A 14,678-nucleotide genomic window follows, 5' to 3' on the forward strand; every position below is an offset into this window, starting at 1 on the left:
GCAACTTGTGCGTTAGTGTCTGAGAACTTGATATAAGGGTTACCTGCAACTTGTGCGTTAGTGTCTGAGAACTTAATGTAAGGGTTGCCAGCTACCTGTGCGTTAGTGTCTGAGAACTTAATGTAAGGGTTACCAGCGACTTGTGCATTAGTGTCTGAGAACTTGATGTAAGGGTTGCCAGCTACCTGTGCGTTAGTGTCTGAGAACTTAATGTAAGGGTTACCAGCGACTTGTGCATTAGTGCCTAAGAACTTGATATAAGGGTTTCCAGCAACTTGTGCATTAGTGTCTAAGAACTTGATGTAAGGGTTGCCAGCAACTTGTGCATTAGTGTCTGAGAACTTGATGTAAGGGTTACCAGCGACTTGTGCATTAGTGCCTAAGAACTTGATATAAGGGTTTCCAGCGACTTGTGCATTAGTGTCTGAGAACTTGATGTAAGGGTTACCAGCAATATTGTTTGCTTGGTTTAAGTTATTAACATTTACTTCCGTTGTAACATTAGCAGCAGGAGTTGATGTTAAAAGTGCAGCTACGATAATTCCGTTAATCATTGTATTAATCTCTCAGTTCAGGGTTAATAAAAAAGTTTTTTATTTGACGTCTGAACTGCTAGTTGCACTTGTTGTGCCAATGTTAACTTTGTTGTGCTTTTAATTCCTGCTTATCGAAATTGATATTGAGTAATTCTGTAAAATCTTTTTCTGGAACAGGTTTACTGAATATGTAGCCTTGTATCTCTTCACACTTGAGTGCTTTGAGTATATTGAGTTGGGCATCGTCCTCGACACCTTCACCTACGACAGATAGCCCCATGTTATGAGCAATGGTAATAATACTGTCGACCATTTTAAGATCGCGATCTGATTTACTAATATCATCGACAAATGACTTGTCAATTTTTAGACAGTGGATCGGGAATCGTTTTAAATAAGACAAAGAGGAATAACCAGTACCAAAATCATCAAGTGCCAAGGTCACGCCCATTTTAGAAAGTTGATTCATAACTTTGATAGCATTTTCAGGGTTTTTGATAATGGTGCTTTCAGTGATCTCTAGCTCTAAATGACAAGCGGGTAATTTAGTTAGCTGTAATACCGTTGAAATGCGTTGTTGCAGATCTGGTAGGGCAAACTGCCTAGAAGATAGATTAATTGCGACACGGCCTGTGAAGATGCCTTGTTCACGCCATTTTTGTGCTGCAAAGCAGGCTTTTCTGAGCACTAAGTCACCAATCTCAACAATCAACCCATTCTCTTCTGCTAACGGAATAAATTCGTTGGGAGAGATAACGCCAAAGTCTGGGTGAACTAAGCGAACTAGTGCTTCCATTCCAACAAGGTTATCATTTTTCAAATCGACCTTGGGTTGATAGTAAACCTCAAATAGGTCTTCTTTTAAGCCTTCGCGAATGAGATTTTCAACTTCTAACTGTCGAAGTGCATTTTGGTTTAAAGACTCTGAGTAAAACTGATAACGATTGCCGCCGCCAGATTTCGCGTGGTACATCGCAATATCGGCTTTTCTTAATAGTGCTTGCTCATTTTGCTCATCCTCTGGATACAGCACAATACCAATACTGAGGCCAACCACTAAGGACTCTCTATCAATTTTAAATTCTTCTTTTAATGAATCTATTATTCTAGATGCTATAGCAGCACAAGAGCCGATATCAGGGTTTTGATCAACTAATATTGCAAATTCATCACCACCAAGTCGATAAAGACTAACGTGCTTAGGAACATTGTTTTGAATACGCTTGGCAACATCAACTAACAACTCATCACCGATCTGATGCCCTAACGAGTCGTTTATTCGCTTAAAGTTATCCAAATCCAAAACCATTAACGTGTGATGGATATCTTTTTTAACCAAATTATTCAGTGTAACTTGCAGGCTTGAACGATTTGGTAATCCAGTTAATAAGTCGCTATTGGTTAATTTACGTAGCTCTTCTTCTTGCTGTTTACGACGAGTAATATCAGAGAACACTCCAACATAATGAGTTGTTTCACCTTGTTCGTTATAAATCGCGTCAACGGTAAGTTCCATTAAGAAGTGACTACCGTCTCCTCTATCAGCTTCTAATTCGTTATTCCAGCAACCTTGCTGAGATAATGAGGCATGCACTTGGTTAGAGTATGACTCTGGGTAACGACCGAAGGTAAATAGCTGGCCTATAAACTCTTCTCGAGGCTGCGCTGTTAACACACAACAGGCATCATTAACTTCGACAAAACGGTACTTTTCATCAAGAATAAACATGCCTTCAGAGATGTTTTCAATGGCTCGCTCAAATAAACGTAATTGTTCTTCGGTTTGTTTTAAATTATTGATGTTTTTGATCGTACCTGTCATTCGAACAGGGTTTTCTTTGTGGTCTCTTTCAACAATCTTGGCTCTATCGAGGATCCACATCCATAAATCTTCGCGACTTTTAACTCGGTAAGTGACTTCGAAGTGATCTGTAAGCCCTTTGAAATGATCATTTAACGCAGTTTTGACGCGCTGTTGATCAAGAGGGTGGATATTACTTTCTTCACCGGGTTTACCTGAGCGTCGACCATCTTGCGGAAACTCAAGCGTTCCCCAAATATTAGAACGGTAAATTTCGCCCGTTTCAATATCCCAATCCCACATTTCATCGCCGCTTCCCCACAGAGACAGTTTTAGGCGTTCTTCACTGAGTGCTATCTGTTTTTGAATTTCTCGGCGACGTAAAAGAATTTTAGATACGACTAATAAAAATAGTAAAAACAGAAGTGTATAGGTTAGTTTAGCTTCAAAAGAGTAATACCACGGTGGTGTTACTGTTACTGTAATTGTTTTTGTTTCGCCTCGTTTCTCTGACAGGTTGTTAAGCGCGTATACATGAAAATTATACTCACCGGCCGAGAGATTTGTGTATGTTGCTGAATTAGTACTTTGTGAGGGTAACCAGTCATCATTCAAACCTTCCATCTGATAGTAAAATGTAAAGTCATCTAATGATTTCCCTGGGGCAATAAATGTAAATGAAAAAGGATAATCAGAATATTTCAGGGTGATATTTTTTTGTTTATTAATTGGTTGAGTTAATATTTTTCCGCCAACCTTTTCTGATACGTTAAATAATTGAAAGTCATTTAATGCAACGTTAGTAGAGTCTATACTAATTATTTCTTGGTATATTTCTGTAGGGTTTATAATACTCAACCCGTTAGAGCCACTGAATAGAGAGGTGCTCCCTAAAACAATAGAACCTTGAGAGTTATAATCACCTTGAGCACCGTGCTTAGTTGAAACTGTTATGTTCTTAGAGTTGATTTTGTTTGTAATATTAATTTCACTGGCAGATGAAGAAACAATAAAATTATCAAACGCTTCAATTGAATAAATTAATTTATTATTTTTGTAAATTTCGTCAAGTGATAGAGTCGTTGTCGATAAACGAAGTAATGAGTTTCTTGTTCCGAATAGTAAATCATTTCCATCTAAAGCTAGGCTGGTAACCATATTTTTACTATATATTTTTTCAGTACCATTTTTAGTTATTTTGAACAAGCCTCCTTGAGATGCTATCCAAAATGTATTTCCTTGCTTTTCAATATCAAAAATGGGGTATCTCTCTTCAGTCGATATAGAGTTAACTTCTACATCATTTACAAAAGTAAATACATTTCCATCTATCGTTGCTGCATATATTTCATTGTTTTTTTCATCACTAGTGACATTAGTGATTTGATAATCGGATATTTTAGATTGTTCTAATGAGGATAAATCAACTTTAACTAAGCCATTTATAGTACCCACATAAAGTGAGTTATTTAATAATTTTATAGACTTAGGGCCGTCGATGTTTTTTAAGTCAATTGTGTTAACTTCATTTAGGCTTTTGTCTAACACTTTAATAATTGAACTATCTAACGCTATAAATATATTTTCACTGTTTTTAGTAATTGACCAAATGTTACTCGTATGAAGTTTTGAATTTTTTATTAAATTTCGGCTTCTATCAACTACAATTAAACCTAAGTTAACATCAGCAATAAATATTGCAGATTTCGTTTCTTTAATAATAGGTCGTTTAATTGACCCTTCTAGACTAATAAATCCTACATGTTCAATATTGAGTTCTTTAGAGACCTTAACAATATCGGAGCCTACAATAGAAGTAATCTCCATTTGATCTTTTGACTGTTCTAAATAAGTAAGTTCTAGGTTTGAAAAAAGTGACTTTTTATCATTCTTATAACTGTATAAACCATTTTTAGTAGATATTATTATTTCTTCATTTAGTAAGCTAATGTCATTTGAGTTGGTTTCTATTACTGCTAGGTCATTATCAGTTAACTCAAAAACATTCCCTACATAATTTCTAATGTAAAATGAGTTATCTAGTTCAATAATTCTTTTTACTTCTTGCAGTGCTTCGCTTTCAAATCCCCATATTACTCGTGTTAGTCCTTTGTTAAGGATTAGTATCTTATTATTTAAACCTAACGCTATGCCTTGGGATAAGTCAGAAATAAACCAAATTGGTTCATTAATGGGTTTGTTTTCTATTAATACTGGTGTAAATGATTCAGAGTCTTCATCAAAAACAGCTAAGCCTTTGTTCGTTCCAACAATCAATCTGTCATTTTCGTCAATGAAAAGGGTTTTGACGAAGGAGCTGGGTAAGTTCGAAATACCATCTTCTGCAAAAAAGTGCCTAAAATTTTTACCATCAAATCGATTTAGGCCATTAACGGTTCCTAACCAGACATAGCCCTTACTATCTTCTACTATGCTCGTTATGGTCGATTGAGATAAGCCATCATCGACATTATAACTGGTTGAATTAAGCAATAGTTCATAATTTGTCCCTGAATCAGCCAAAGCTAAACCCAAAAAGCTTTGGATTAAAAGAGTTGTACAAATTAACAACTGTCTTAGTAATTGCATATAAAGTATACTTTTGTCTTTTGTATTCGAGAATTATTCAAGGTAATACTCCACTTTTTCAGAAAGTTAATACTTTGTCAAAAAATCGTAAGTGTAAATAAAATAAATATTTTTTACGGTTGTACTTTTTTTATACTACGCAAGTGCTTACTCGTTTAACTTTTACGCAATTATCACTGTTTTACTGCTAAAAATCGGTTTATTTCGCTGTTTTATCTGTCGATTTAAATACTTTGTAAAAGTTGTAATAAAATTTATGCTCGACAGTCGCCCCTCTAAAACTCAAATTTATTTGCTTGCGCTTTAAAACCTTTTAAGTCAGTAATTTTCGTCGCTGTAGGCAAGGGGTCAAGATGATCATGTTGTTCTCCAGCATTGAACATCACTAATCTATCGCTATGCTTGCTGCGCATATTGGTAACAATAAACTTGATGAGATCTGCTCGGGTGAACTTTTTAATCTCTTCAACGACTCTTTCCCTTTGCTTAAAGTCGTAATCTCGATTGCCCAAACAGACCCAATAACGTTGGCTGCGGCTTTTTAAGTTGGCATCTTTTTCAAGTATTTGATTGATTAAGCCAAGCTTTGTCGCTTCCCATTGTTCTTTCGTTATCTGCATCACTGCATAATTAAAGTCTGCAATAAACTCATCAATGGCTTCAAGCAGGTTTCTTGGACCTGTGGTTGGTGATTGTATGTAGAATATCATCCCTGGATGGCGATTGAGTGGCAGATATCCCGTTCCGACCATATAACCGAGTTGCTTTTCTGTACGAAGCTCATGGAAAAAAGTAGACGACATTGTGTGGTTAAGCAAACTAAATAAGCCTACTTTATGAGCAGAAGTGTCACTAGATTGGTAATAAACAATAATGGCACTGTCTTGATGTTCAACCGATAGTTCACGTAATAACGTCCCTTGCCCTGCAATATTTATTAGTTCTCTACTCGATTCTGAACTGGGTTTAGTGACAAGTGACAATACTTGTTTTAACCGTTTAGCGAGTTGTTGGGCTTCGTTAACTAACCAGTCACCGTAAACAAGACCTTCTACGTATATTTTCTCGTAAAACGCGCTGACGTGGTTGTGAAGCTCATCGAGAGTGACGTCCTCAAGCATCTCTGCCATGCGAGCAGGCTCATAGGAACGTTTTTGTAAGGTGACCGTTAAGCTGGTAAATAATTGCGCTATCGGCTTAGCTTGTGAGGCGTTAGTCCAGCTTCTGAGTAGTTGTTTTTTAATTAGCTTAAACCGATCTTGTGTGAAGTTTCTTTCTCTAGCCTTTTCAATAACCAATGCTAGTAGTGTTTCTTGGTTACCGGTGAAACCTGTTAAGTGCAGAGTGATCCCTCCTTGGTGAGGGTAAATATTGTAATTTAGTCCTGCGACCTCAGCTTGATAAGTGGCCTCAGTCATGTAGTCCAATACCATTTCAACATAAAGTCTGGTTAATGCTGCGTGTTTAGGTGTTGGGCTTGCATTTTCAGAATCTAATGACAAAAAGATATGGCCTTTGGGGACATTAAATTCATCGTCCTTTCGGTGCCAAATTCTGTATCCTGCATCTTCTGCAACCACTAGTGGTACATCACTTTCACTGTGCTCTACTCTTGATGTTGGGTTATCGACTATGAATGGATTTTTAGTGGGAAGCGTTAGCGCTTTCCTTGGGGTTACTTTTCCCCATTGTGCAATTTTTTCTGCTGGAATTTTTTCAACAGAGTAGGGGGTAAAGTACCATTGTGCTTGCTGGTTAGTGCTCACTTCTTTGGAAACTAATTGTGTTCTCATGTTGTCAGGAGATAACAATGCCAATAGCGCGAGAGTCTCGTCTGCATGCATTGCATCCATACGATAATCGCCGTATACGACGTCTTCGATATCATAGTGCTGCATATTGATGCTTAAATGACTGGCCAGATCGAGCGCCTTGATTTGTTCTTGATATTTAAATGCTGTGGCTAACAAGCTGGCTCGCTCTTGATAACGCCATGATTCAATTCCATCAGTAGTGATTAGTTTTATATATTCAAACGTGCACTCGATAATGGTATCAAGTTGTTCTAAACCTTTATCAGTGAGTTGGATACTAATGCTGTAATCTTTGAAGTTATAGCCATTGACGCCACCTCCAGCAGACAAGTTATTAGCAAAACCTTGCTCTTTTAAATATGACAACAAACTTCCTGGGCTTTCATTACCCAGTAAATGACTTATAAAAGTGAGTGGTTTACGCTTATAAAATTGCTCAATTGAGGGTAGCGCAAAACTGATGTTCAGCCTTTTCTGGTCTTTTACCGGGGAAATGTTGATATGGGTAAGTCGCTGATTGTCAGTCAAATATGCGGTATCTGGATAACTGGATGTAAGGTTACGGTTTACAATGCTGGCAAAAAAATGTTGCGCATATTGTGCTTGTTGATCAAGAGAGTGTGGAGATACCAAGCATAAGGTCATGATGTTGGCGCTGTATTTAGAACGGTAAAAGTCGAGTAACTCTTGACGCACTTCTGCTTCATCGCCTGCTAAGGTTTGTAAATTCCCCACGGAGAATTTACTGAATGGATGCTGAGGATTAATAGACTCTTTTTGAACTTGATAAACCCGTCTAATGTCATCTTTTAATTTAAGACTGTATTCTGAATCTATGGCATGCCTTTCTCTGTCGACTAGTTCTAAATCAAACTTGGGTGCGATAAAAAACTGGCTGAATCTATCAAGAGATTCTTCGAAATACTCTGCGTCGATACTGTAAAAAAAGTTTGTTTGTTCTGTGCCAGTCCATGCGTTGTTTGAACCACCATGCTGATTGATGAATTGATGGTATTCACCTGAATCAGGAAACTTTTCAGTGCCTAAAAATAACATGTGCTCAAGAAAATGTGCCATACCAGGGCGTGAAACAGGATCGTCAAAGTGGCCGACAGACACGGTCATCGAAGCAGCAGCTTGGGTTGCTGTTTTATCTTCTACAAGTAAGACTTTTAATCCATTTGATAATACGACATGACGATAATGTCGGTGGTCATTTGGACTTGTTATTATGTTGTCTACAGTTTTTAATTCGATGTCTGGTTTTATGGTCAAGATGATGCTCCAGATAAGAAGGCTAGCTATATATTGATCTCGTTGCGGCTTTTTAGCAAATAACTAATGAAAATATCGACTAAAGACTAATTAAATATCCTTCATTGTTTCTTTGTGGATGAGTTATTTAAGGCTACAATTAACCTATAAACACAATAATAATGAGTAGCGAGAGAAGTATGCAGCTATTTTTAATGCGACATGGTGAAGCGGGTTTCGATGCACCGTCCGATAGAGAAAGAATGCTATCACAACTTGGTCGAACTCAATCTAACGCAATGGCGAATTGGTTAACGGAAAAAGTCAGCAGTGTGGACTTAGTTATTGTTAGCCCTTATCTACGAGCACAACAAACGTGGCAAGAGGTGGCAAAACATTTGCCTGAGCCAAACAAATGGTTAGTACTGGACGACATTACCCCTTCGGGTAGCCCACAAATTGCCGTTGATGCGATTTTGGCTTATGCCGAACATTACCAAGCAAAAAAAGTGTTAGTTATCGCTCACATGCCTATTTTAGGTTATATGGTTAGCGAGCTAGTTGCTGGTATGGAACCGCCCATTTTTGCGACTTCAGCGATAGCATCTATTGAGCGTAATGAGCATGGTGGTCACTTTGATTTAATGCAAACACCTGCGCAAATGAGTGCTTAAACTGAGTTATCATAAATAATGGCAGCGACCGCTGCCATTTTTGTTACATGCCGTCACTAATGTTTGCACAGCCAATCTTTCAGATTCGTTTGATTACCCTTTAGTATTGTCATCAATATCCACTAAGACCAATAATGCTGCGTCTGCTCCCCATTCTTTAGGTGCTTGATGAAAGGCGCTGACTTTAGGATGTTGAGCCAACCACATCGGCAGTTGTTGTTTTAAAATACCCGAGCCATAACCATGCATAACACAACAGCAAAGTACGCGCTGTTTGACACAAGCTTGCAATAATGCAGCTAGTTCAAGTTTGGCTTCTGCTTGGCGCATACCATGTAAGTCTAGTAGCAGGTCCGGTTGATAATCTCCACGTCTTAAACGCTTGAGCTCAATTTTATCCACGTTGTCGTTTAGCCAACGCATTGGACCTTCAACAGGCAAAATAGGTTGATAATTATCCGAAAAGTAACTGTCAGCATAAACCTGCTGTTCTTTTACTTCGACTTGTTGTTTGGATTTGACCGACTGTTTAAAATGATGTTTGTCTTGATTTAACGGCTTAATACCGCCAAATTGCTCTGAAAACAGTGCAAAGTCGGGATTATTTTCTTTATTCATGGCGCTATTGTATTGAATTCTAGGTCATCTTAATAGACTTCAGTTACAATGGTCAGGAACAATTTTTCAGGAGTTATGTTTTGGATAAAATCTTTGTAGATGAAGCTGTCACCGAATTAAGAACCGTTGGCGATATGTTGCGTTGGGCTGTTAGCCGTTTTAATGATGCGAACATTTATTATGGGCACGGAACTGATAACGCGTGGGATGAAGCGATTTCTTTGGTTTTTCATGCATTACACCTTCCTGAAGAGATTGGCCAACAGGTGGTAAATTCAAATTTAACCAGTAGCGAAAAACACAAAATCGTTGAATTAATTATTCGTCGTGTTCGTGAGCGCTTACCTGTGCCATACCTAACGAATAAAGCGCGTTTTGCTGATTTAGAGTTCTATGTTGATGAACGAGTATTAGTGCCTCGTTCACCCATTGCTGAAATGATCAACAATGGCTTTAGTCCTTGGTTATACAATAAACCTGTTAATCGTGTGATGGATTTATGTACCGGAAGCGGCTGTATTGCGATAGCTTGTGCTTATGCATTTGAAGATGCTGAGGTCGATGCACTTGATATTAGTGAAGATGCCTTAGAAGTTGCGCAAATTAATATTGAATCGTTAAATGTACTTGACCGCGTATTCCCGATTCAATCAGATATTTTCTCAGCGATTCCTAAAGGGCCACAATACGATTTGATCGTATCTAATCCACCATACGTAGATGAACAAGACATTGGTGATATGCCTGATGAGTACCATCATGAGCCTGCTATTGGTTTAGCATCTGGCCGTGATGGTTTAGATTTAACTAAGCGTATTTTAGCGAACGCGGCTGACTATTTGACTCCAGATGGGTTATTAGTAGTCGAAGTGGGTAACTCAATGGTCCATTTAATTGAGCAATTCCCTGATGTTCCTTTCACTTGGGTTGAATTTGAATTTGGCGGCGATGGCGTATTTGTTCTCACCTACGACCAGCTAGTTGAAAATGAATCACTTTTCGCCATCTATAAAGATAGTGAATAATAACGATTAAATGAATTACGTTGAGGTAAGCAGATAGCATGTCAGGAAATAGCATAGGTCAGAATTTTGTCGTAACGACTTTCGGTGAAAGTCATGGTGTTGCATTAGGTTGTATTATTGATGGTTGCCCACCAGGTCTTGAATTAACTGTTGAAGACATGCAACGCGATCTAGACCGTCGTCGCCCTGGTACCTCTCGTTATACAACCGCAAGACGTGAACCTGATGAAGTGCGTATTTTGTCTGGGGTATTTGAAGACAAAACCACGGGGACATCCATTGGTTTATTGATTGAAAATACCGATCAACGTAGTCAAGATTATTCAAACATTAAAGATCTGTTCCGCCCAGGTCACGCAGATTATACCTACCAACAAAAGTATGGTTTACGTGATTACCGTGGTGGTGGGCGCTCTTCAGCCCGTGAAACAGCCATGCGGGTTGCTGCTGGTGCGGTTGCGAAAAAATACCTCAAGCAGGTCCATGGCATTGAGATTAATGGTTATATGTCGCAACTGGGCCCAATCAGTGCAGAATCGGTTGATCTTAACGAAGTAGAACAAAACGCATTCTTTTTCCCTGATGCATCAAAATTAGAGCAACTTGATGAATATATGCGTGATTTGAAAAAGTCAGGTGACTCTGTTGGCGCTAAAATCACTGTTGCAGCGACAGGTGTACCAGTAGGTTTAGGTGAGCCAGTATTCGATAGACTGGATGCCGATATAGCTCATGCTCTAATGGGGATTAATGCAGTTAAAGGCGTTGAGATTGGTGATGGTTTTGGTGTGGTAACCCAAAAAGGGTCTGAAGGACGTGATTTAATGTCACCTGCAGGGTTTGAATCAAATCATGCTGGTGGAGTATTAGGCGGTATTTCTTCAGGTCAGCCGATAGTGGCGCACATTGCTCTTAAACCGACTTCAAGTATTTCAGTACCGGGACAAAGCATGACTGCACAAGGCACAACTGCTGATGTTGTTACCAAAGGCCGTCATGACCCATGCGTAGGCATTCGCGCTGTGCCTATCGCTGAAGCCATGTTAGCAATTGTGTTAATGGATCATTTACTTCGTCATCGCGCTCAAAACCAAGATGTTGTTTCACAAACTCCTGTTATTGGTATGAAATAAATGCCCAACGCTGTATCTGCTGAGCCCAACGCCCGTTGGCTCAGCGCTTGTTACTTTTTCTTTTTTTCAATTCTCGGTTTAATGGTTCCATATCTCGGTGTCTTTTTTGATAACCGTGGCTTTAACGCGCAAGAAATCGGCTTTCTTATGGCGATATTGATGGGAACACGGATTGTTGCACCTAATGTTTGGGCAATGGTTGCTGACAGAACTGGAATGCGTTCAGAGCTAGTCAAGTTTGGTTCAGCGGCAGCGGCTATCACTTATGTCAGTTTTTTCTTTGATGGCAATTTGACTTACCTTGCCATCAGTTTGATGATTTATACTTTTTTTTGGAATGCAATTTTAGCTCAGCTAGAGGTGATTACATTAGAGTCGTTAGGCGATGAATCTCATCGTTACGGTGCAATTAGAAGTTGGGGAAGTGTCGGTTATATATGCTTGGTGATTGCAGCAGGATTTGCTATTGGTGAATTTGGCGCTGAGATTGTGCCAGCGCTTGGAATGGTATTATTTATCGGCATGTTTATTTGTGCCATGGCTCTGCCGAGTAATCGCGTCAAACTGTCAAGTTCAGCACCAAGACCACCACTTAAATTATCTTCTGCAGTTGTATGGTTTCTTATTTCAGCCATTTTACTTCAAATGAGTGTCGGGCCATTTTATGGCTTTTTTGTATTGTATTTAAAACAGGCTGGTTATTCAGAGGGCGTTGCCGGTTTATTTGTTGCTTTAGGTGTTGTCGTTGAAATTTTAATGTTCATGTTGGCGCCGAGGTTATTAGGTCGATTTGGGGTTAAATTACTTCTACTCGTCAGTATCTTGTTAACGGTATTAAGATGGGTTTTGTTAGCATATGGTGTGGATAATATTGCTTTACTCTCATTGAGTCAGGCGTTGCATGCCTTTACATTTGGGTTAACCCATGCGGCCTCAATCCAGTTTATTCATCGCAATTTTGACATTGCCCACCGCAGTAAAGGCCAAGCGCTATATGCCAGTTTGAGTTTTGGTTTAGGTGGCGCAATTGGCACTTGGATAAGTGGCGTTATTTGGGGGGATGGCTCAGGCTCAACCCATACTTGGTTTTTTGCCGCAGCGTGTGCAGGGTTATCACTCATTGCAGCGTTAGCGATTACTGAGCCTAAACCCATTATAAAAAGTGACAGTATTAACCCATAGAAAGTGATGAGCAAAGGGTGATAAAGAAAGGGCTTTATCGCCCAGCTTAGATATAAATGAAAGGATTGTATGCAGTGAAGCATTTTCGGTTAGGTTTAATTATTAACCCATTAGCAGGTTTAGGCGGCAGTGTTGGGTTAAAGGGGTCTGATAATGTGGCAGAGCTGGCGATCTCAAGAGGGGCTGAAGCTAAAGCCGGATTGAGAATGAAGCAAGCATTAACTGTCATAAAGCCCTTTAGCGAACAAATTGATATTGTGACCGCCAGTGGTGATATGGGCGAAACTTTAGCACTTGAATTAGGCTTTTCGGTCAAGTGTGTTCATCAGATATCACCAGGGAGTAGTAATAACAACACCTCTGCAACGGATACCAAGCAAACTGTAAAAGCATTGCAAGATGAATCACTCGACTTGTTACTGTTTGCTGGTGGCGATGGCACTGCTAGAGATATTTATTCAGTCGTTGATGACTCATTACCTGTTTTAGGCGTGCCTGCTGGAGTAAAAATCCATTCCGGAGTGTACGCAATTACCCCTAACGCTGCAGGGGTTGTCGTGAGCATGCTACTTCAAGGTGAGTTAGTGAGTTTGATGAGCGCTGATGTGATGGATATTGACGAAGAAGCATTCAGAAAAGGAACGGTAAAAGCCAAACGATTTGGTGAAATGCTCGTTCCTGCAGAGCCACGATATATCCAAGCGGTAAAAATGGGCGGCAAAGAAGTCGATGAGCTTGTATTAGCTGATATCGCAGCAGATGTTATAAATCAAATGGAAGATGAGTTATATATCATCGGCAGTGGCTCCACTGTGGCAGCAGTTATGGAAGAGCTTAATTTAGATAACACCTTATTGGGTGTTGATGTTATTCATGAGCAGCAGATCGTTGCCAGTGATGTTACTGCAAACCAATTACTCGAACTGACCCAAAATAAGCCGACGAAATTAGTGATCACCTTGATTGGTGGGCAAGGACATATTCTAGGACGGGGTAATCAGCAATTGTCTCCTGAACTGATAAAACGGATAGGAAAAGACAATATAATTATTCTTGCGACAAAAACTAAGTTAAAAGCACTTGAAGGAAGGCCATTAATTGTGGATAGTGGCGACCCAGAATTAGATAGTGCATTAAGTGGTTATTATAAAATTACCACTGGATATCATGATTACGTGATGTACCAAGTTGCCAACCCAGATTTATTGGAGAGTTAGACCATGTTAGAGAAGTATGATGCAGCATTAGAAGGGTGGATTGAAAATACGGTTGCTAATGGCGATGATGATGCCTTATTTGCCTGTGGATACCTACAAGGTCACATCGCTGTCGTCTTGTCTCAACTGGAACAGGAACAATCTACAAGTTTAGAGTCGCTTGACGAAAAAATGGTAGATTGCTTGGGATTGGCTGATGATGAATTAGAAACCGCTGACTTTGAACTGGTAAAATCGGCTTGGCAACAATTGCGTCAAATTATCAGTGAAATTAAATAAGCAAAAGGCATGACTGAATCTATTCAAAAGCACAGTGCCATGATTGGCCTTGTTAACCCTAAAACGCCAGTAAATGTAGGTGGCATCATGCGCGCGGCTGGTTGTTATCAAGCTAATTCAGTTTTCTATACCGGAAATAGATATGAATTAGCGGCCCGTTCAGGTGAGGCTCAGTATGACGTTGATACTAAAAATGCAGCTAAAACCATTCCATTAACTCGCGTTGAATCATTGCTGGAACAAGTACCTGAAGACAGTAAGTTGGTCTGTGTTGATCTTGTTGTTGGCGCAACGCCATTGCCTTTATTTGAACATCCTCAAAATGCCTTTTATATTTTTGGTCCTGAGGATGGCACCATACCGCAGCAAATTATTGATGCTGCGGATGAGGTGGTTTATGTGCCAACTGTTGGTTGTATGAACCTTGCGGCCTCAGTCAATGTGTTGCTTTATGATCGTTTATCGAAAAGTGCTCAAGTGACAGCAGATGATGAACTGATTAAAGAAAGCCGAGATAACAATAATCGAACTAAAGTCAAAAAATGGTTGAAGTAAC

11 protein-coding genes are annotated in these 14,678 nt (G+C 39.4%); 7 read left to right on the forward strand and 4 right to left on the reverse strand.

Annotated features, from left to right (window positions below; all coding sequences use genetic code 11):
- The 3 genes from J8L86_RS19675 to J8L86_RS19685 all read right to left on the reverse strand — a co-directional run.
- The coding region (locus J8L86_RS19675) for a hypothetical protein (protein ID WP_211031337.1) at window positions 1-554 on the reverse strand (554 nt) is incomplete at its 3' end.
- An 82-nt stretch (window positions 555-636) separates the two neighbouring features.
- Complete coding sequence (locus J8L86_RS19680) at window positions 637-4,926, reverse strand: EAL domain-containing protein (RefSeq protein WP_211031338.1); 4,290 nt, start codon at window positions 4,924-4,926, stop codon at window positions 637-639.
- A 275-nt stretch (window positions 4,927-5,201) separates the two neighbouring features.
- Window positions 5,202-8,015, reverse strand: coding sequence for an insulinase family protein (locus J8L86_RS19685; protein ID WP_231919240.1), 2,814 nt, complete (start codon window positions 8,013-8,015; stop codon window positions 5,202-5,204).
- Between the two features lie 179 nt (window positions 8,016-8,194).
- On the opposite strand from J8L86_RS19685, the gene sixA reads away from it, so the two are divergent.
- Complete coding sequence (gene sixA / locus J8L86_RS19690; protein ID WP_055026131.1) at window positions 8,195-8,668, forward strand: phosphohistidine phosphatase SixA; 474 nt, start codon at window positions 8,195-8,197, stop codon at window positions 8,666-8,668.
- A gap of 93 nt (window positions 8,669-8,761) precedes the next feature.
- Here sixA and smrB read toward each other — a convergent pair whose 3' ends face one another.
- A complete protein-coding gene (smrB, locus tag J8L86_RS19695) occupies window positions 8,762-9,286 on the reverse strand; it encodes an endonuclease SmrB (RefSeq protein WP_065110656.1) in 525 nt (174 codons plus the stop codon).
- Window positions 9,287-9,366: 80 nt separating this feature from the next.
- Here smrB and prmB point away from each other — a divergent pair, with 80 nt between their 5' ends.
- The 6 genes from prmB to J8L86_RS19725 all read left to right on the forward strand — a co-directional run bounded on the left by prmB (window position 9,367) and on the right by J8L86_RS19725 (window position 14,677).
- The gene (prmB, locus tag J8L86_RS19700) at window positions 9,367-10,311 is read left to right on the forward strand and encodes a 50S ribosomal protein L3 N(5)-glutamine methyltransferase (RefSeq protein WP_055026129.1); all 945 of its coding nucleotides are present in this window, start codon (window positions 9,367-9,369) and stop codon (window positions 10,309-10,311) included.
- Window positions 10,312-10,349: 38 nt separating this feature from the next.
- Complete coding sequence (gene aroC / locus J8L86_RS19705; protein ID WP_055026128.1) at window positions 10,350-11,444, forward strand: chorismate synthase; 1,095 nt, start codon at window positions 10,350-10,352, stop codon at window positions 11,442-11,444.
- Window positions 11,445-12,626 carry an MFS transporter gene (locus tag J8L86_RS19710; RefSeq protein WP_065110654.1) on the forward strand — a complete coding sequence of 394 codons (1,182 nt, stop codon included), beginning with the start codon at window positions 11,445-11,447 and terminating at the stop codon, window positions 12,624-12,626.
- 74 nt (window positions 12,627-12,700) lie between these two features.
- Window positions 12,701-13,843 carry an ATP-NAD kinase family protein gene (locus tag J8L86_RS19715; RefSeq protein ID WP_211031339.1) on the forward strand — a complete coding sequence of 381 codons (1,143 nt, stop codon included), beginning with the start codon at window positions 12,701-12,703 and terminating at the stop codon, window positions 13,841-13,843.
- A gap of 3 nt (window positions 13,844-13,846) precedes the next feature.
- Window positions 13,847-14,122, forward strand: a complete 276-nt coding sequence (locus tag J8L86_RS19720; RefSeq protein WP_065110652.1) for a YfcL family protein — start codon at window positions 13,847-13,849, stop codon at window positions 14,120-14,122.
- A gap of 9 nt (window positions 14,123-14,131) precedes the next feature.
- On the forward strand, window positions 14,132-14,677 hold the full coding sequence (locus J8L86_RS19725) for an RNA methyltransferase (protein ID WP_055026124.1): 546 nt from the start codon (window positions 14,132-14,134) through the stop codon (window positions 14,675-14,677).
- Window position 14,678: the final 1 nt, after the last annotated feature.

Origin of the sequence: Shewanella sp. MMG014, assembly GCF_018100775.1 — a bacterium.
GTDB classification, from domain to species: domain Bacteria; phylum Pseudomonadota; class Gammaproteobacteria; order Enterobacterales; family Shewanellaceae; genus Shewanella; species Shewanella japonica.